Genomic DNA, 18,589 nt, shown 5'->3' on the forward strand with positions numbered 1-18,589 from the left:
CTCAGCCCCTCCGGACGGCCGGGCCGCCCTGCGGGCGCGGCAGCGGGAGGCGGGCGACCAGGTCGGTCACGATCTGCTCCGAGGTGCGGCGGCTGAGCTGGGTCTCGGCGGTCGGCATCAGCCGGTGGGCGAGCACCGGCACGGCGAGGCGCTGGATGTCGTCCGGGGTGACGTAGTCGCGGCCGTCCAGGGCGGCGGCGGCGCGGGCGGCCCGGACCAGGTGCAGGGTGGCCCGGGGGGAGGCGCCGAGGCGCAGCTCGTGGCTGGTGCGGGTGGCGGCGACCAGGTCGACGGCGTAGCGGCGGACCGGGTCGGCGACGTGCACGGTGCGGACCAGGTCGATCAGCTTGAGGATGTCGGAGGCGTGGGCGACCGGCTGGAGGTCGTCCAGCGGGCTGGCGCCGGCGTGCACGTCGAGCATGGCGAACTCGGCCTCGGCGCTGGGGTACCCCATCGAGATCCGGGCCATGAAGCGGTCCCGCTGGGCCTCCGGGAGGGGGTAGGTGCCCTCCATCTCGACCGGGTTCTGGGTGGCGACCACCATGAACGGCGAGGGCAGCTGGTAGCTGGTGCCGTCGATGGTGACCTGGCGCTCCTCCATCGACTCCAGCAGGGCGGACTGGGTCTTCGGCGAGGCGCGGTTGATCTCGTCGCCGACCACGATCTGGGCGAAGATCGCGCCGGGGCGGAACTCGAAGTCGCGCTGCTGCTGGTCGAAGATGTTGGTGCCGGTGACGTCCGAGGGCAGCAGGTCCGGGGTGAACTGGATCCGTCGCACGGTGCAGTCGACCGAGCGGGCGAGCGCCTTGGCCAGCATGGTCTTGCCGACGCCGGGCACGTCCTCCAGCAGCAGGTGGCCCTCGGCGAGCAGGACGGTCAGGGCGATCCGGACGGCCTCCGGCTTGCCCTCGATCACGCTCTCGATGTTGGCCCGGATCCGGTCGACGACGGCGGCGAGTTCCGGCAGACCGATCGGGCGGTGTTCCACCGCCTCCAGGTCGCCTCCCGCACGACCGTTGAGACCGGCCTGATCGCTGTAGCTCGTCACCCGTACGCTCCCTGGCACACCAACGACCGGCTCCGTCCGAGCCCGGCCCCCACCCCATGCTGGACGCGGCGTCCCCGGTCGCGGTTCCGTGGGGGAGCCGGTGCCGGGATACGGCCTGCGGCAGGCCTCCCCAGGTGGTTCGGGGTCAGACCGGCAGGCGCATTCTCCCCTGCGCGGCGGAGGAAGTCACCCTGTTGCCGTCCGCCCGCCTCCGGGCGGGCCGCCCGCCCGTTCCCCCGGCGCCGGACCGGGGTGTCCGGCGGCCCGGACACCGTCGGCCGGGCCGGCCGGGCGGGGGATCAGTCGATCTCGCGCAGCAGACCGGTGTGGACGTCGAACACGAAGCCGCGCACGTCGTCGGTGTGCGGCAGGAACGGGGAGGTGCGGACCCGCTGCATGGACTGCCGGACGTCGCCGTCGAGGTCCACGAAGGCCTCGACCGCCCACTGCGGGCGCTGGCCGACCTCCAGCTCCAGCTCGCGCCGGAAGTCCTCGGTGAGGCCGAGCAGGCCGCAGCCGGTGTGGTGGATCAGCGCGACCGAGCGGGTGCCGAGGGCGCGCTGACTGATGGTGAGGGAGCGGATGGTGTCGTCCGTGACCACGCCGCCCGCGTTGCGGATGACGTGGGCGTCGCCCAGTTCGAGGCCGAGGGCGGCGAACAGGTCGAGGCGGGCGTCCATGCAGGCCACCACGGCGATCTTCTGCACGGGGCGGGCGTCCATGCCGCCGTCCCGGAAGGTCACCGCGTAGTCGCGGTTGGCGGCGACGAAGCGGTCGATGACGGCCGGGGTGGCGGAATCGGCAGCGGCGGTCGGCGTGGGCCGGTCGGGTGTCACTGTCATGGTGAAGACGTTAGTGCGATTTGCCCGGTCGTGGTGGGGCCGATTGCTACAGAGCGGACGCCTGTGACCGAGGGCATGTCGACAACGCCGTCCGCCGGGGCGCCCGCCGTCCGTCCGGTCGCGACCGGGCACCCGGCACGTGCCACGAGCACCCTCGCGACCTGCGGTGATCCGTACCGCCGCCCGGGTGGTGCGCCGGAGCGGACCATTGACTGGAGGGGCGCGCGCGATAGAGTTGCGGCGCAGTGGAGCACACCCGCCGAGGCCCGTCAACCGGGCCTTTCCGGCCGTGCGCGACCGACGCGGCCCGCGGCCTCCACCCGCTCCCCGTACCACCTGGCGCACCTTCCCCGGCGCCGGGCGGACACGGCCTTCCCCAGGAGCGGGCGGGGACCACGGGCCGCGCGGCCCGGCCCGTGCGACGGCTCCGTCTCCCGGTGGGACAGAATGGTCGGGGCTGCCCGGACGTCGGGCGGCTTCCGCACCGAGGAAGGGCGCCACAGCGCATGAGCACCAACGATCCGGGTCCCAAGCACGTCCCGGTGATGCTGCAGCGGTGCATGGACGCGCTGGCCCCGGCGATCTCCCGGCCCGGCGCGGTCGTGGTGGACGCCACGCTCGGCCTCGGCGGACACAGCGAGGCACTGCTCACCCAGTTCCCGGACGTCCGGCTGGTCGCGGTGGACCGCGACCCGGCCGCGCTGAAGCTCTCCGGCGAGCGGCTGGCCCCTTTCGGCGACCGGGCCACCCTGGTGCACGCGGTCTACGACGAGATCCCCGAGGTCCTGGAGCGCCTGGACATCCCGAAGGCCGACGGCATCCTGTTCGACCTCGGTGTCTCCTCGATGCAGCTGGACGAGGCCGACCGCGGCTTCGCCTACGCGCAGGACGCGCCGCTGGACATGCGGATGGACCAGACCCGGGGGATCAGCGCCGCCGAGGTGCTCAACACCTACAGCCACGGCCAGCTGGCCCGGATCCTCAAGCTGTACGGCGAGGAGCGGTTCGCCGGGAAGATCGCCTCGGTCGTCCTCCGGGAGCGCGAGAAGGAACCGTTCACCAACAGCGCGCGTCTGGTCGATCTGGTGCGCAACGCCATCCCGGCCGCCACCCGCCGTACCGGCGGCAACCCGGCCAAGCGGACGTTCCAGGCGCTGCGGATCGAGGTCAACGGCGAGCTCGAGGTGCTGGACCGGGCGATCCCCGGGGCGCTGGACGTGCTGGCGCTCGGCGGACGGATCGTGGTGATGTCCTACCAGTCGTTGGAGGACCGCCTGGTCAAGCAGTACCTCGCGGCCGGTGCGACCAGCACCGCGCCGCCCGGGCTCCCGTTCGTCCCCGAGGAGCACCAGCCCTGGCTCAAGCTGATCACCCGCGGTGCCGAGCAGGCCACCGAGGAGGAGATCGAGGAGAACCGGCGTGCCGCACCCGTGCGGCTGCGGGTGGCGGAGAGGATCAGGGACCGAAGCACCCGGGGCTGACCGGAACCGGGGCGGTCCGAAGGGCGGAGGAAGACGGTGGGGCCGGTGGCCGGAGGCGGGGCGGGGAGCCGGGTGCTCCCCGGGCAGGGCGGCAGGGCGCGGATCACCGTGCGCCCGGGCCGGTCGGTACGGGGGCGGACGCCGTTCGCGGTGCTGGTGGTGCTGCTGCTCGGGGCGGGGCTGCTCGGGCTGCTCGCCCTGAACACCGCGCTCAACGAGGGCTCCTTCGAGCTGTCGCGGCTGAACCGGCAGACCACCGTGCTGACCGACGAACAGCAGGGGCTCCAGCACCAGATCGACCAGAACTCCGCGCCGGACGCGCTGGCGCGCCGGGCCGTCGAGCTGGGCATGGTACCGGCCGGCGGGATGGCCTTCCTCGACCTGCCGAACGGCGGTGCGGTGGTCGGCACGCCCAAGCCGGCCCAGGACAGCCCGCCGGTGAAACGGTCCAGCGTGGAACCGTGGCCCGGGAAGCAGCCCGCGCCGGGCCGGTCGACGGCTCAGCCGACCGCCCAGCCGAGTGCCCAGCCCTCCCCGGCGGCGCCGGCCGCCACCGCGGCGCCGTCGGCCGGGCCGGGCACCGGTGGCGACGTCACCGTGCAGGTCAACCCCGGCCCGGCCGGGCCGGCCCCGGCCGTGGGCGGGGGTGGCGCCCGATGAGCACGCCCCGTCAGCCCTCCGGCGACGGCGCCGGCGGGCGCCGGACGATCAAGGGCGCCGCGCCGCGCTCGGGTGCCCCGCGCGGACAGTCCGGCGCCAAGCCGCCGGCCGCCGGGCGGGCCCGCAGCCCCAAGCCGCCGCCCCCCGGGGCGCAGCCCGCGAAGCCCCAGCCGCCCGAGCCCAAGCCGCCGAAGCCGGCCAGGTCGCAGCCGGCCAGGCCGGCGGCCGCCGGGTCGCAGCCGCCGAAGCCGTCCGCCGCCAGGGGCCGGGCCGCGCGCGGGCAGTCGCCGAAGGACCAGCCCGCCGGGAACCGTCAGCCCCGTCCGCAGTCCGCCCAGGGGCGCCCCGCGCGCGGCGGCCGGCCGTCCGCCGCCACGGTCCGCCCGGCCGTGCGCGGGGTGCGTCCCCCGCAGCAGCGCCGCGCGGAGGGGCGCCCGCCGGCCGGTGCGCCGCCGCGCCGCCGCCCGCCGCAGCGCCGTCCGGCGTCCCGGGGGATCCGGCTGGCCGACCCGCGCCGCCGGCTGCGGGTGATCACCGTCGTGCTGTCGGTGGTGTTCTCGGTCTTCGCCGGGCGGCTGGTCCAGCTCCAGCTGCTGGACTCGGACGCGCTGGCCTCCGACGCCAACACCAACCGCTACCTGAACATCCCGATCACCGCCGAGCGCGGCTCGATAACGTCCTCCGACGGCGTCGCGCTGGCCACCACCGTGGACGCCTACGACATCACCGCCGACCCGGCGATGTTCACCCCCGAGGCGACCGGCCTCCCCGACGCCCCCGAGCAGGCCGCCGCGCTGCTGGCGCCGGTCCTCGGCCTGCCCAAGGAGAAGCTCGCCGCCGACCTGCGCACCCCGAAGACCCGCTACAAGCGGCTCGCCGCCCAGCAGACCCCGGACGTCAAGAACCAGATCACCGACCTCAAGTCCAGCCTGGAGAAGCAGGCCGGCTCGCGTGCCTGCCAGGCCCAGAAGCGGCTGCTGAACAAGCCCGCCGACGAGGGCGGCCGGACCCGGGTCGACAACGAGTGCGTCAACCCGTTGGCCGGCGTCTTCAACCGGGACACCCAGAAGCGGGTCTACCCCTCCGACGGGCTGGCCGCGAACCTGGTGGGCTTCGTCAACGCCGAGGGCGAGGGCGCCGGCGGGCTGGAGCAGCAGTTCCAGAAGCAGCTGGCCGGCAAGGAGGGGCACAGCAGCTACGCCCAGGCCGGCGGCCGGCTGGTGCCGACCGCGGGCGGCTCGCTGGAGCCCGCCGTACCCGGCACCGACCTGCGGCTGACCGTCAACCGGGACATCCAGTGGGCCGCCCAGCGGGCCATCACCGACCAGGTCGCCAACGCCGGGGCGGAGAAGGGCTACGTGATCGTCCAGGACGTCAGGAACGGCCAGGTCCTGGCCATGGCGACCTCGCCCGGATTCAACCCGAACGATCTGAGCACGGCCAAGAACTCGCAGCTCGGCAACGCGGCACTGCAGGACGCCTACGAGCCCGGCTCGACCGCCAAGCTGATGACCATGGCGGCGGTGCTGGACACCGGCAAGGCCACCTGGGACACCAAGGTCACCGTGCCGTACCCGCTGGTGCGCGGCGACGTGGCGTTCAAGGACGACGTCGAGCACGACACCTGGTACCTGACCCTCGCCGGCGTGCTCGCCAAGTCCTCCAACATCGGCACCATCGAGGCCGCCCAGACCCTCGGCGCCACCCAGCCCGAGGCCAACCGGGTCCTCTACGACTACCTGCGGAAGTTCGGCATCGGCCAGCAGACCGGTCTGGCCTTCCCCGGCGAGACCGCCGGACTGCTCGACAAGCCGGAGGACTGGAAGGCGTCCAAGCAGTACACCATCCCGTTCGGCCAGGGCCTGTCGGTCAACGCGCTCCAGGCGACCTCGGTGTTCTCCACCATCGCCAACGGCGGTGTCCGGGTGGCCCCCAGCGTGGTCCAGGGCACCACCGCGCCGGACGGCAAGTACACCCCGGCCCCGGCGGGCGCGCAGTCGCGGGTGGTGAGCGAACAGACCGCGAAGACCCTCACCGAGATGCTGGAGTCGGTCGTCTCCGACGAGCAGGGCACCGGCGGCAAGGCCGCGATCCCGGGCTACCGGGTCGCCGGCAAGACCGGCACCGCCAACCGGGTGGACCCGAAGAACGGCGGGTACCGCGGGTACACCGCCTCCTTCATCGGCTTCGCGCCGGCCGACCAGCCCCGGGTCACCGTCTCCTGCGTGATCCAGGACCCGGTCAACGGCCACTTCGGCGGCCAGCTGTGCGGCCCGGTGTTCAAGCAGGTGATGGAGTTCACCCTGAAGACCCTCCAGGTCCCGCCGAGCGGGAGCGAGGCGCCCAACCTGCCCGTCGAGTGGAAGCCGTGATCGACCATGGACAACGACCTGGCGGGTGCGGCCGCCGGTGCGCAAAAGGGCCGGTTTGGCCCTGGACACCCTTCGGCGGATAGCCTCTCCGCCGTGCCGAAACCCGATCAAAACACCGTGAGCCCGCCCCGCCCCGCGCGGACCGGTGCCCGGACGCTCGCCGAGGTCGCCCGTCTGCTGGGCCTGGACCCCGTGGAGGGGCCCGAGGTCACCGGCGTCACCCACAACGCCCGCGAGGTCCGCCCCGGCGACCTCTACGTGGCGTTCCCCGGGGCCAACCACCACGGCGCGGCCTTCGCCGGACAGGCCGCCGGAGCCGGCGCCGTCGCGGTGCTCACCGACCCGGCGGGAGCCGAGCTGGCGGCCGGCACCGGTCTGCCGCTGCTGGTCGTCGACCGGCCCCGGGCCCGGATGGGCGAGCTCGCCGCGGCCGTCTACGACCGCCCCTCCGAGCGGCTGCTGATGATCGGACTCACCGGCACCAACGGCAAGACCACCACCTCCTACCTGGTCGAGGGCGGCCTGCGCGGCGCCGGGCGCCACCCCGGGGTGATCGGCACCGTGGAGATGCGGGTCGGGGACGAGCGGATCAAGAGCGAGCGCACCACCCCCGAGGCCACCGACCTGCACGCGATCCTCGCCGTGATGGGGGAGCGCGGCGCGGACGCGGTGACCATGGAGGTCTCCAGCCACGCCCTGGTCTACGGCCGCACCGACGGCGTGGTCTACGACGTCGCGCTGTTCAACAACCTGACCCCCGAGCACCTCGACTTCCACCCGGACATGGAGGACTACTTCCAGGCGAAGGCCCGGCTGTTCCAGCCCGGCAAGTCCCGCGCCGGCGTGGTCAACCTGGACGACGCCTACGGCCGCCGGCTCGCCGCCGAGGCGAAGATCCCGGTCGTCACCTTCTCCGCCACCGGCGCCCCGGAGGCGGACTGGCGCGCGGTGGACGTCCAGCTCGGCCCGGTCGGCTCGACCTTCCGGGTGCTCGGCCCCGGCGGCGTCGAGGCGGACGCCGCGGTCCCGCTGCCCGGCCCCTTCAACGTCGCCAACGCGCTGGCCGCGATCGTGCTGCTGGCCACCGCCGGACTCCCGCTGGAGTCGGCCGTCGCCGGCGTCGCCGCCGTCCCCGGGGTGCCCGGCCGGCTGGAGCGGGTGGACGCCGGACAGCCGTACGTCGCGGTGGTCGACTACGCCCACAAGCCGGACGCCCTGGAGGCGGTCCTCGGCTCGCTGCGCGAGGTGACCAAGGGCCGGTTGCACGTGGTGGTCGGCTGCGGCGGCGACCGCGACCCGCACAAGCGTGCCCCGATGGGCGGCATCGCCGCCCGGCTCGCCGACACTGCGGTCCTGACCAGCGACAACCCCCGCAGCGAGGACCCGCTGGCGATCCTCGCCACCATGCTGAACGGTGCCGCCGCGGTGCCCGAGGCCGAGCGCGGCGCCGTCCTGGTCGTGCCGGACCGCGCCGAGGCGATCGAGCTGGCCGTCGCCCGGGCCCAGGCCGGCGACACCGTGCTGGTGGCCGGCAAGGGCCACGAGCTCGGCCAGTACGTACGAGACGAGATCCGCCCCTTCGACGACCGCGAGGTGCTGCGCGAATCCATCGCGCGGACCACGGCCGGCCAGGAGAACCAGGGCACCCGAGGAGTGGACCAGCCGTGATCGCACTGACCCTCGCCGAGGTGGCCGCCGCAGTCGGGGGAACCCTGACCGGCGCCGACCCGGACGCCCTGGTGACCGCCCCGGTCGAGGTCGACTCCCGCAAGGTCCGCCCCGGCGGGCTCTTCGCGGCCTTCGTCGGCGAGAACGTGGACGGCCACGACTACGCGGACCGGGCGCTCGCCGCCGGAGCCGTCGCGGTGCTGGCCTCCCGCCCGGTCGGCGGCCCGACCGTCCTGGTCGACAGCGTGGTGGACGCGCTGGGCAAGCTCGCCCGCGCCGTGGTCGGCCGCGCCGACGCCGCCGTGGTCGCGCTGACCGGCTCGGCCGGCAAGACCAGTACCAAGGACCTCATCGCCCAGCTGCTCCAGCGCCTGGGCGACACCGTCTACCCGCCGGGCTCGCTCAACAACGAGATCGGCCACCCGATGACCGCCCTGCGGGTCGAGGACGGCACCCGGCACCTGGTGCTGGAGATGGGCGCCCGGCACAAGGGCGACATCGAGTACCTCACCTCGATCACCCCGCCCCGGATCGGCCTGGTGCTCAACGTCGGCATGGCCCACGTCGGCGAGTTCGGCTCCCAGGAGGCGATCGCCGAGGCCAAGGGCGAGCTGGTCGAGGCGCTGCCCGCGGACGGCGTCGCGATCCTCAACGCGGACGACCGCCTGGTGCGCGCGATGGCCTCCCGGACGAAGGCCCGGGTGGTGTACTTCGGCGAGTCCGCCGAGGCCGACGTCCGGGCACGGGATGTTCGCCTCGACTCCACCGGACGTCCATCGTTCACGCTGAGCACCCCGGCCGGTTCCGCGCCCGTGCAGCTGCGCCTGTACGGTGAGCACCACGTCTCGAACGCCCTCGCCGCCGCAGCGGTGGCGACGGAGCTCGGGATGACCGTCGACGACACCGCCGAAGCACTGAGCGAGGCGGGTGCGCTGTCCCGCTGGCGCATGGAGGTCGTCGACCGGGCCGATGGTGTCACCGTCGTCAACGACGCCTACAACGCGAACCCCGACTCGATGCGGGCCGCGCTGCGGGCGCTGATCTCGATGGGGGGGCGCGGCCCGGAGCGCCGTCGCACCTGGGCGGTGCTCGGCGAGATGCGGGAGCTCGGCGAGGACAGCCTGGCCGAGCACGACGCCATCGGGCGGCTCGCCGTCCGGCTGGACGTCACCAAGCTGGTGGCGGTCGGCGGACGCGAGGCGGCCTGCATGGAACTGGGCGCGAGGAACGAAGGTTCGTGGGGTGAGGAGTCGGTGCTGGTGTCCGACGCGGACGCGGCGGTCGAACTGCTGCGCAGTCAGCTGCGGCCGGGGGATGTGGTGCTGGTGAAGGCGTCCCGTTCGGTGGGGCTGGAGAAGGTGGCCGAGGCCCTCCTCGCGGACGGTGCGGCCGAGTAATGAAGCAGATCCTCTTCTCCGGCATGATCGGCCTGATCCTGTCGCTGGCCGGCACCCCCGCGCTGATCAAGCTGCTCGCCCGGCAGGGCTACGGCCAGTACATCCGTGACGACGGCCCCAAGGCGCACCACAGCAAAAAGGGCACGCCCACCATGGGCGGCATCGCGTTCATCCTGGCGACCCTGATCGCCTACTTCGCCACCAAGGCGATAACGCGCGAGAGCCCGACCGCCTCCGGCCTGCTGGTGCTGTTCCTGACGACCGGTCTGGGCCTGGTCGGCTTCCTCGACGACTACATCAAGGTCGTCAAGCGCCGTTCCCTCGGCCTGCGGGCCAAGGCCAAGCTGGCCGGCCAGTCGATCGTCGGTCTGGCCTTCGCGGTGCTGGCCCTGCAGTTCCCCGACAACGCCGGCCGTACCCCGGCCTCGGAGCACCTCTCCTTCGTCCGGGACTTCGAGTGGGCCGTCGGCCCGGTCCTGTTCGTCATCTTCGCGTACTTCCTGATCGCCGCGACCTCCAACGGCGTCAACCTGACGGACGGTCTGGACGGTCTGGCCACCGGCGCCTCGGTGATGGCCTTCGGCGCCTACACCTTCATCGGCGTCTGGGAGTACGGCCAGAGCTGCGCCTACGTCTCCTCGGCCACCGCCAACTGCTACGACGTCCGCGACCCGCTGGACCTCGCGGTGGTCGCCGCCGCCCTGATGGGCTCCTGCTTCGGCTTCCTCTGGTGGAACACCTCGCCCGCCAAGATCTTCATGGGCGACACCGGCTCGCTGGCCCTCGGCGGCGCGCTGGCCGGTCTGGCGATCTGCTCGCGCACCGAGATCCTGCTCGTCCTGCTGGGCGGCCTCTTCGTGATCATCACCCTCTCGGTGATCATCCAGGTCGGCTCGTTCCGGATGACCGGCAAGCGCGTGTTCAAGATGGCCCCGTTGCAGCACCACTTCGAACTCAAGGGCTGGAGCGAGGTCCTGGTCGTGGTCCGGTTCTGGATCATCCAGGGCCTGTGCGTGGCCGTCGGCCTCGGCCTCTTCTACGCGGGATGGGTGACCGGATGACCGACGCCGACCTGTCCGGGGCCCCGGACACCGACCTGCCGGACTGGTCCGGCCTGCCGGTCACCGTCGCCGGTCTCGGCGTCTCCGGCATCAGCGCCGCCCGGGTCCTGCACGGTCTCGGCGCGCTGGTCACGGTCGTCGACGGCGGCTCCGGCGCGGGCCTGAAGGCCCGCGCGGCCGAGCTCGAGGCGCTCGGCGTCACCGTCCGCCTCGGCGACGGCGACACCCTGCCCGAGGGCACCCGCCTCGTCGTCACCTCGCCCGGCTGGCCGCCGAGCAGCCCGCTGTTCGCGGCCGCCGGCCGGGCCGGCGTCGACATCTGGGGCGACGTCGAGCTGGCCTGGCGGCTGCGCAGGCCGCACCCCGCCACCGGCGAGCCGGCTCCCTGGCTGGCCGTCACCGGCACCAACGGCAAGACCACCACGGTCCAGATGCTGGCCTCGATCCTGACCGCCGCCGGCCGGCGCACCGCCGCCGTCGGCAACGTCGGCGTCTCGGTGCTGGACGCGGTGCTCGCCGAGGAGCCGTACGACGTGCTCGCCGTCGAGCTCTCCAGCTACCAGCTGCACTGGGCGTCCTCGCTGCGCCCGCACTCGGCGGCCGTGCTCAACCTGGCCCCGGACCACCTGGACTGGCACGGCTCGATGGAGGCGTACGCCGCCGACAAGGGCCGGATCTACCAGGGCAACACCGTCGCCTGCGTGTACAACCTGGCCGACCCGGCCACCGAGGCGCTGGTCCGCGAGGCCGACGTCGAGGAGGGCTGCCGGGCGATCGGCTTCGGCCTCGGCGCGCCCGGCCTGTCGAACCTCGGCGTGGTCGACGGCCTGCTGGTGGACCGGGCGTTCGTGTCCGACCGGGCCAAGAACGCGGCCGAGCTCGGCTCGGTCGAGGACGTCAGCCCGCCGGCCCCGCACAACATCAGCAACGCGCTGGCCGCCGCCGCGCTGGCCCGCGCCTACGGGGTGGAGCCGAAGGCGGTCCGCGAGGGCCTGCGGGCCTTCCGCCCCGACGCGCACCGGATCGCCGAGGTCGCGGTGGTCGACGGCGTCACCTGGATCGACGACTCCAAGGCGACCAACACCCACGCCGCCGCGGCCTCGCTGGCCGCGTACCGGCCGGTGGTCTGGATCGCCGGCGGCCTGGCCAAGGGCGCGGAGTTCGACGACCTGGTCCGGGGCGCGGCCGAGCGGCTGCGGGCCGCCGTGCTGATCGGCGAGGACCGCGCGCTGATCCGGGAGGCGCTGGCGCGACACGCGCCGGATGTCCCGGTGATCGAGGCGGCCGAGGGCCAGACTGGCGCGGTGGCGATGACCGAGGTGGTCCGCGCGGCCGCTTCGCTCGCCCGAACGGGTGACACGGTGCTGTTGGCCCCGGCCTGTGCCTCGATGGACATGTTCACCAACTACGGCGAGCGCGGAGACCTCTTCGCCGCGTCCGTCCGGGAGCTGGCGGACGGGGACCGGTAGCGCGGCGGACGGCCTCCGGCCGCGGTCGCCGCGCCCGCCGGAGGCCGACGGGGCACGACAGAAGGGGAGCGTTGTGGCCGGGAGCGGCAGGGCGGGTGGTTCGGGCATGCCGGAGAAGGGCGGCCCGGCCGAGCCGCTGCGGGTGATCTCGGCCACCACCACCGCCTACAAGTCGGCCGGTCCGCTGGCCCGGCTGCAGGCGTTCCGGGCCCGGGTGCGGTACGCCCTGGACCGGCCGCTGACGCCGTACCTGCTGATCGCCGGCACGGTGCTGCTGCTGGTCGTGCTCGGTCTGATGATGGTCTCCTCGGCCTCGCAGATCCTCGCGCTGGGCCAGCACCGCTCGACCCAGTTCTACTTCTACAAGCAGTTGCTCGCCGTCCTGCTCGGCCTCGCGCTGCTGCTCGGCTTCGCCCTCGTCCCGGTGGCGGTGCTGCGGGTGATCGTCTACCCGGTGATGTTCGCCGTGATCGGGGCCATGGTGCTGGTGGCGATCCCCGGCATCGGCATGGAGGTCAACGGCAACCGGAACTGGCTGGATTTCGGGGTGTTCCAGTTCCAGCCCTCCGAGTTCGCCAAGCTCGCCCTCGTGCTCTGGGGCGCCGACCTGCTGGCCCGCAAGCAGAAGACCGGCACCCTCGGCGAGTGGAAGCACCTGCTGATCCCGCTGGTGCCCGGCACCCTGCTGCTGATCGTGCTGATCATGCTCGGCGGCGACATGGGCACCACGATGATCCTGGTGGCCATGCTGTTCGGACTGCTCTGGATGGTCGGGGCACCGATGCGGCTGTTCGTCGCCACCCTCGGGGTGGCCGTGGTGGTCTGCACCGCGCTGGTCGTCACCGTCCCGCACCGGGCCGAGCGGCTGTCCTGCATCGGGGTGACCAAGCTCGACCCGGCCGGCGCCTGCTTCCAGGCCCTGCACGGCGTCTACTCGTTCGGCCTCGGGGGCCTGGTCGGCTCCGGACTCGGCGCCGGCGTCGAGAAATGGGGCCAGCTCCCGGAGGCGCACACCGACTTCATCTTCGCCACCACCGGTGAGGAAATGGGTCTGGTGGGGACGCTGTCGGTGATCGGTCTCTTCGCGGCACTAGGCTACGCGGGTATCCGTGTGGCCATCGGTACGAGGGATCCCTTCGTCAGGTACGCCGCGGGGGCCGCCACCACCTGGATCATGGCTCAGGCCGTGATCAACCTGGGGTCGGCGCTGGGACTGCTGCCCATCGCGGGCGTCCCGCTCCCGCTGTTCTCCTACGGCGGTTCCGCCATGCTGTCGGCCATGTCCGCGATCGGGGTGCTGCTCTGCCTGGCACGCAGCAGCTCGGGCGCGAAGGCGGCCCTGGCCGCCCGGAGCAAGAACTCCCGGATCAGGAAGCAGCTGGCCCGGGTGCTGCCACGACGACGAACCACAGCGCGCCCGGTCCCAGGACCGGCACGCAGGGAGCGGTGAATTTCGGTGCATGTCGTACTCGCCGGCGGGGGGACCGCCGGTCACATCGAGCCGGCCATGGCCCTCGCGGACGCCCTCCGCAGGCACGACCCGTCCGTCGGGATCACCGCCCTCGGCACCGAGCGCGGCCTGGAGACCCGGTTGGTCCCCGAGCGCGGCTACCAGCTGGAGCTGATCCCGGCCGTCCCGCTGCCCCGCAAGCCCACCCCCGAGCTGATCACCGTACCGGGCCGGCTGCGCGGCACCGTCCGGGCCGCCCAGGAGATCATCGAGCGGGTGAACGCGGACGCCGTGGTCGGCTTCGGCGGCTACGTCGCGATGCCCGCCTATCTGGCCGCCAAGCGGGCCGGGGTGCCGATCGTGGTGCACGAGGCCAACGCCCGGCCCGGCCTGGCCAACAAGATCGGCGCCCGGTACAGCGACTTCGTCGCCGTCTCCACGCCGGACAGCAAGCTGCGCGACTCCCGCTACATCGGCATCCCGCTGCGCCGGACCATCGCGACCCTGGACCGGAACGCGGCCCGCCCGGAGGCGCGGCACTACTTCGGCCTCGACCAGCGGCTGCCCACCCTGCTGGTCACCGGCGGCTCGCAGGGCGCCCGCCGGCTGAACGAGACGATCACCGCGATCGCCCCCCGGCTCCAGCAGTACGGGGTGCAGATCCTGCACGCGGTCGGCCCCAAGAACGAGCTGCCCCAGGTGGACGACATCCCGGGGATGCCGCCGTACCGCGCGGTGCCGTACCTGGACCGGATGGACCTCGCCTACGCGGCGGCCGACATGATGCTCTGCCGGGCCGGCGCCATGACGGTGGCCGAGCTGGCCGCGGTCGGCCTGCCGGCCGCGTTCGTGCCGCTGCCGATCGGCAACGGCGAGCAGCGGCTGAACGCCCAGCCGATGGTGAAGGCCGGCGGCGGCCTGCTGGTCGACGACGCCGAGCTCACCCCGGACTGGGTGCTGCAGAACGTGCTGCCGGTCCTGACGGACCCGCAGCGGCTGTGGGACATGAGCCGGTCGGCCGCCGAGTTCGGCCGCCGGGACGCCGACGAGCTGCTCGTCGGCATGGTCTACGAGGCCATCGAGGCCGCCCGGGGCGGCCGCCGTCGTGGCTGACGCCCGGCTCGCCGACCCCCTGGACGAGGAGTTCGAGGCCGGGGAGCACGCTCCCCGGCTCCGGCTCTCCCGCCGGGGCGCGGTGGTGCTGGGCGCCCTGGTCGCGCTGCTGCTGGGGCTGCTGTCCTGGCTGGTCTTCTTCTCCTCGGTGCTGGAGGTGCGCTCCGTCGCGGTGCAGGGCCTCCAGGACGAGCGGCTGACGGCCGACGAGGTCAGGACGGCGATCGGCGGCGTCGGTTCGGGGCCGCTGGCCCGGGTGGACCTCGACGACGCCCGCGCGCGGGTGGAGGCGATCCCCCGGGTGGCCGGGGCGGAGGTCTGGCGGGGCTGGCCGAACACCCTTCGGGTGAAGGTCACCCAGCGCACGGCGGTCGCCGCGGTGAAGGGCGAGGACGGCCGCTTCACCCAGGTCGACGCGGCCGGAGTGAGCTTCGCCACCGAGCCGGCCGCCCCGTCCGGGGTGCCGGTGGTGGAGCTGAGGCTCAGCCAGCAGGCTCTCGACACCGAGTCGGTGATCGGCCGGAACCAGCTGGTGGAGGGCGCGGTGGCGGTGGCGGCCGGGCTGCCGGAGGAGGTCCGGCAGCGGGCCGGGGCCGTTCTGGTGCACTCGTTCGACGACATCCAGCTGCAGTTGGCCGGGGGTGCGACGGTGCGCTGGGGGAGTCCCGAGCAGACGGATCGCAAAGCCCGGGTGCTGGTGGCGCTGCTGCGTCAGAAGGGTACGAACTTCGATGTGAGCGCTCCGGACGCGCCTGCGGTGTCCGGATGATCCGGTAGGTTCTGTGCGCAAGGGTGCGCGTGGAGCGTGCCGCCGGAGGACGGCGGCGGGCTGCGGGCGGGGTTGACGCGGCTTCGTGGCGGCCCGACCCTTGGTGGTCACCCCGGTGTCATCCGCCGGTCGATGATCACATAGGCTCAAAAGAAAAAGGGAAGCTCGGCGTGTTCGTTGAAACACGTGGCCGGAGCCACCTAGTGTCCTGTCTCACCAGACTGTGTTCCCTGGTGATGTGACAGAGGCACAGCACTAACCCTAAAGGTCAAGTTTAGGGTTGGGGTCGGCGGTCGGCATTTCGGACATTACGTCAGGAACCAGGCTCCCTACCCATCGACATCCGTCGGTCCGGCCCTGATCGGGCATTCGGGCCGACCTGGAAATTCGAGGCGAGAGGCCTTCGACGTGGCAGCACCGCAGAACTACCTCGCAGTCATCAAGGTCGTCGGTATCGGCGGCGGTGGTGTCAACGCCATCAACCGGATGATCGAGGTCGGTCTCAAGGGCGTCGAGTTCATCGCGATCAACACCGATGCGCAGGCCCTCCTCATGAGCGACGCCGACGTCAAGCTCGATGTGGGCCGTGAACTCACCCGGGGCCTCGGCGCCGGCGCCAACCCCGAGGTCGGCCGGAAGGCCGCCGAGGACCACCGCGAGGAGATCGAGGAGGTCCTCAAGGGGGCCGACATGGTCTTCGTCACCGCCGGCGAGGGCGGCGGCACCGGCACGGGCGGCGCGCCGGTGGTCGCCAACATCGCCCGCTCGCTGGGCGCGCTGACCATCGGCGTGGTCACCCGTCCGTTCACCTTCGAGGGCCGGCGGCGCGCCAACCAGGCCGAGGACGGCATCGCCTCGCTGCGCGAAGAGGTCGACACCCTCATCGTCATCCCCAACGACCGGCTGCTGTCCATCTCGGACCGCCAGGTCAGCGTGCTGGACGCGTTCCGCTCCGCCGACCAGGTGCTGCTCTCCGGTGTCCAGGGGATCACCGACCTGATCACCACGCCGGGTCTGATCAACCTCGACTTCGCCGACGTCAAGTCGGTCATGTCGGACGCCGGTTCGGCGCTCATGGGCATCGGCTCGGCCCGCGGCGAGGACCGCGCCAAGGCGGCCGCCGTGATGGCGATCTCCTCTCCGCTGCTGGAGGCCTCGATCGACGGCGCCCGCGGTGTGCTGCTGTCCATCTCCGGCGGCTCCGACCTCGGCCTGTTCGAGATCAACGAGTCCGCCCAGCTGGTCAGCGAGGCGGCCCACCCCGAGGCCAACATCATCTTCGGTGCCGTCATCGACGACGCCCTGGGCGACGAGGTCCGGGTCACCGTCATCGCGGCGGGCTTCGACGGCGGCCAGCCGCCGGCGATCGTCCGCGAGCCGGTGGTCAAGGCGAGCGCGGCCCCGGCCAACCCGCCGGCCTCCTCGGGCACCCCGGAGCGTCCGGCCGGCCGGCCCGCGTACGGCGGCATCGGCTCGGTCACCTCCCGCTCCGAGGGCGACAGCGCCTCCTCCTCCCGTCCGGCCGAGTCGCCGGCCACCACCACGGCCGCCCCGGTGCCGCCGCAGGTGCAGCCGGCCCGGCAGCCGTTCGTGGAGAGCCCGGCCGAGGAACTCGACGTGCCGGACTTCCTTAAGTGATCGACCACGCGGTCCGCGACGGTGCTCACTTCGCCTTCACCAGTCGGTGGGGCGGGGTGAGCACTTCGCCGTACGGGGAGCTGAACCTCGGCGGCGCGGTGGGGGACGACCCGGCGGCCGTCCTGGAGAACCGGGCGATCGCGGCCCGCGAGCTCGGCCTCGACCAGGCCGACGTGGTGTGGATGAACCAGGTGCACGGGGCGGACGTGGCCGTGGTGACGGAGCGGCAGCCGGCGGGGGAGGCCCCCACGGTCGACGCGGTGGTCACCGACCGGCCGCTGGCGCTGGCCGTGCTGACCGCGGACTGCACCCCGGTGCTGCTGGCGGACCCGGTCGCGGGGGTGGTCGGCGCGGCCCACGCCGGACGGCCCGGTCTCGCGGCCGGTGTGGTGCCGGCCGTGGTCCGGGCGATGGTGGCGCTCGGCGCCGAGCCCGCGCGGATCGCCGCCGCCACCGGACCCGCCGTCTGCGGCCGCTGCTACGAGGTGCCCGCGCAGCTGCGGGCCGAGGTCGCCGGGCGGGTGCCCGCGGCACACGCGGTGACCTCCTGGGGGACCCCGGCTCTGGACGTGCCGGCGGGAGTCGCGGCCCAGCTGGCCGCCGCGGGTGTCACCGGGCCGGTGCTGTCACCGGTCTGCACCCTCGAATCGGCCGACCACTACTCCTATCGGCGCGAGCAGCGCACGGGCCGGCTCGCGAGCTACGTCTGGTTGGGCTCTTCACACTGATGACGAATGACATCTACGGACCGTTCCCGGGCGATTCCGCCCGATTCCCGGACAAGTCCTGGCTGGACGCGCTGACGGAGGGCCAACGGGCCCGGTACGAGGAACTCGGTACCAACCTGGAGGTCGTCGAGCGGCGGATCGCCGACGCCTGCGCCGCCGCCGGGCGGGCCCGCGACGAGGTCCGGCTGATCGTGGTCACCAAGACCTACCCCGCCGAGGACACCGCGCTGCTGGCCGGGCTGGGCGTCACCGATGTCGCGGAGAACCGCGACCAGGACGCCGCACCCAAGGCGGAGCAGTGCAGAAACCTTCCTCTTGACTGGCACTTCGTCGGCCAGCTGCAGACCAACAAGGTCCGCTCGGTGGTCCGGTACGCCGACCACGTGCACTCGGTGGACCGGGCGCGGCTGGTGGAGTCGCTCGGCGCGGCGGTCGTCAAGGCCGGACGCGCCGACCTGGGCTGCCTGGTGCAGGTGGCCCTGGACAAGGAGGCCGGCGAGGGCGAGCACCGTGCCGGGGTCGCCCCGGCGGACGTGCTCGCGCTGGCCGACGCGATCGCCGACACGCCCGGACTGCGCATGGACGGTGTGATGACGGTCGCTCCGCTCGCGGGTCCGCTGGCCGGCGATCCGGCGGCGGCCTTCGATCGGCTGGCGGAAATCGCAACCGCCGTACGGGCGGCCCATCCGGCTGCCACCATGGTCTCGGCAGGGATGAGCGGCGACCTGGAGCAGGCCATTGCCGCCGGAGCGACACATGTGCGCGTCGGAACGGCGGTACTCGGAGTGCGGTCACCCCTCAGGTAACGTCACCGGGTAGTAGATCAGACTGCAGGACAAAATAGGACAGAAGCTAGCAGCTTATCGGAGCGCTAGCCAACCGTGGATCGCAGC

The 18,589-nt window shown here is 73.2% G+C and carries 15 protein-coding genes; 13 read left to right on the forward strand and 2 right to left on the reverse strand.

Translation table 11 applies throughout. The features are described from left to right. Position 1: 1 nt before the first annotated feature. Positions 2–988, reverse strand: coding sequence for an AAA family ATPase (locus BLU95_RS27710; protein WP_400742832.1), 987 nt, complete (start codon positions 986–988; stop codon positions 2–4). Positions 989–1,347: 359 nt separating this feature from the next. Next, positions 1,348–1,890, reverse strand: coding sequence for a beta-class carbonic anhydrase (locus tag BLU95_RS27715; RefSeq protein ID WP_093862360.1), 543 nt, complete (start codon positions 1,888–1,890; stop codon positions 1,348–1,350). Positions 1,891–2,396: 506 nt separating this feature from the next. On the opposite strand from BLU95_RS27715, the gene rsmH reads away from it, so the two are divergent. The 13 genes from rsmH (at position 2,397) to BLU95_RS27780 (ending at position 18,502) form a co-directional block, all read left to right on the forward strand. Next, positions 2,397–3,371: a 16S rRNA (cytosine(1402)-N(4))-methyltransferase RsmH gene (gene rsmH, locus BLU95_RS27720; RefSeq protein WP_093862361.1), complete on the forward strand. Its 975-nt coding sequence runs from the start codon at positions 2,397–2,399 to the stop codon at positions 3,369–3,371. Positions 3,372–3,416: 45 nt separating this feature from the next. Then, positions 3,417–4,031, forward strand: coding sequence for a cell division protein FtsL (gene ftsL / locus BLU95_RS43395; protein ID WP_197698625.1), 615 nt, complete (start codon positions 3,417–3,419; stop codon positions 4,029–4,031). Beyond that, positions 4,028–6,403, forward strand: coding sequence for a peptidoglycan D,D-transpeptidase FtsI family protein (locus BLU95_RS27730; RefSeq protein WP_093862362.1), 2,376 nt, complete (start codon positions 4,028–4,030; stop codon positions 6,401–6,403). The genes ftsL and BLU95_RS27730 overlap by 4 nt, the downstream gene beginning before the upstream one ends. Positions 6,404–6,409: 6 nt before the next feature. Further along, on the forward strand, positions 6,410–8,071 hold the full coding sequence (locus BLU95_RS27735; RefSeq protein WP_093862363.1) for a UDP-N-acetylmuramoyl-L-alanyl-D-glutamate--2,6-diaminopimelate ligase: 1,662 nt from the start codon (positions 6,410–6,412) through the stop codon (positions 8,069–8,071). Next, the gene (locus BLU95_RS27740) at positions 8,068–9,468 is read left to right on the forward strand and encodes a UDP-N-acetylmuramoyl-tripeptide--D-alanyl-D-alanine ligase (RefSeq protein WP_093862364.1); all 1,401 of its coding nucleotides are present in this window, start codon (positions 8,068–8,070) and stop codon (positions 9,466–9,468) included. Before BLU95_RS27735 ends, BLU95_RS27740 begins: the two co-directional genes overlap by 4 nt. After that, a complete protein-coding gene (mraY, locus tag BLU95_RS27745; protein WP_030391452.1) occupies positions 9,468–10,529 on the forward strand; it encodes a phospho-N-acetylmuramoyl-pentapeptide-transferase in 1,062 nt (353 codons plus the stop codon). The genes BLU95_RS27740 and mraY overlap by 1 nt, the downstream gene beginning before the upstream one ends. Then, a complete protein-coding gene (gene murD / locus BLU95_RS27750; protein ID WP_093862365.1) occupies positions 10,526–11,998 on the forward strand; it encodes a UDP-N-acetylmuramoyl-L-alanine--D-glutamate ligase in 1,473 nt (490 codons plus the stop codon). Before mraY ends, murD begins: the two co-directional genes overlap by 4 nt. Before the next feature lie 106 nt (positions 11,999–12,104). Beyond that, positions 12,105–13,448: a putative lipid II flippase FtsW gene (gene ftsW / locus BLU95_RS27755; protein ID WP_093862366.1), complete on the forward strand. Its 1,344-nt coding sequence runs from the start codon at positions 12,105–12,107 to the stop codon at positions 13,446–13,448. A 6-nt stretch (positions 13,449–13,454) separates the two neighbouring features. Further along, positions 13,455–14,561, forward strand: coding sequence for an undecaprenyldiphospho-muramoylpentapeptide beta-N-acetylglucosaminyltransferase (gene murG, locus BLU95_RS27760; protein ID WP_053648156.1), 1,107 nt, complete (start codon positions 13,455–13,457; stop codon positions 14,559–14,561). Continuing rightward, a complete protein-coding gene (locus BLU95_RS27765) occupies positions 14,554–15,330 on the forward strand; it encodes a cell division protein FtsQ/DivIB (RefSeq protein ID WP_093862367.1) in 777 nt (258 codons plus the stop codon). The genes murG and BLU95_RS27765 overlap by 8 nt, the downstream gene beginning before the upstream one ends. A 408-nt stretch (positions 15,331–15,738) precedes the next feature. After that, positions 15,739–16,968: a cell division protein FtsZ gene (ftsZ, locus tag BLU95_RS27770; RefSeq protein ID WP_093862368.1), complete on the forward strand. Its 1,230-nt coding sequence runs from the start codon at positions 15,739–15,741 to the stop codon at positions 16,966–16,968. Beyond that, the gene (pgeF, locus tag BLU95_RS27775; protein WP_173862143.1) at positions 16,965–17,696 is read left to right on the forward strand and encodes a peptidoglycan editing factor PgeF; all 732 of its coding nucleotides are present in this window, start codon (positions 16,965–16,967) and stop codon (positions 17,694–17,696) included. The genes ftsZ and pgeF overlap by 4 nt, the downstream gene beginning before the upstream one ends. Beyond that, positions 17,696–18,502, forward strand: a complete 807-nt coding sequence (locus BLU95_RS27780; RefSeq protein WP_093862369.1) for a YggS family pyridoxal phosphate-dependent enzyme — start codon at positions 17,696–17,698, stop codon at positions 18,500–18,502. Before pgeF ends, BLU95_RS27780 begins: the two co-directional genes overlap by 1 nt. Positions 18,503–18,589 lie beyond the last annotated feature (87 nt).

The organism is Streptomyces sp. TLI_053 (assembly GCF_900105395.1).
Lineage (GTDB): Bacteria > Actinomycetota > Actinomycetes > Streptomycetales > Streptomycetaceae > Kitasatospora.

Excerpts from the sequence above, each read along its gene's own strand:
- BLU95_RS27715 (WP_093862360.1), bottom strand. The coding sequence starts at position 1,890 with ATGACAGTGACACCCGACCGGCCCACGCCGACCGCCGCTGCCGATTCC.
- rsmH (WP_093862361.1), top strand. The coding sequence starts at position 2,397 with ATGAGCACCAACGATCCGGGTCCCAAGCACGTCCCGGTGATGCTGCAG.
- BLU95_RS27730 (WP_093862362.1), top strand. The coding sequence starts at position 4,028 with ATGAGCACGCCCCGTCAGCCCTCCGGCGACGGCGCCGGCGGGCGCCGG.
- BLU95_RS27735 (WP_093862363.1), top strand. The coding sequence starts at position 6,410 with ATGGACAACGACCTGGCGGGTGCGGCCGCCGGTGCGCAAAAGGGCCGG.
- mraY (WP_030391452.1), top strand. The coding sequence starts at position 9,468 with ATGAAGCAGATCCTCTTCTCCGGCATGATCGGCCTGATCCTGTCGCTG.
- murD (WP_093862365.1), top strand. The coding sequence starts at position 10,526 with ATGACCGACGCCGACCTGTCCGGGGCCCCGGACACCGACCTGCCGGAC.
- ftsW (WP_093862366.1), top strand. The coding sequence starts at position 12,105 with ATGCCGGAGAAGGGCGGCCCGGCCGAGCCGCTGCGGGTGATCTCGGCC.
- BLU95_RS27780 (WP_093862369.1), top strand. The coding sequence starts at position 17,696 with ATGACGAATGACATCTACGGACCGTTCCCGGGCGATTCCGCCCGATTC.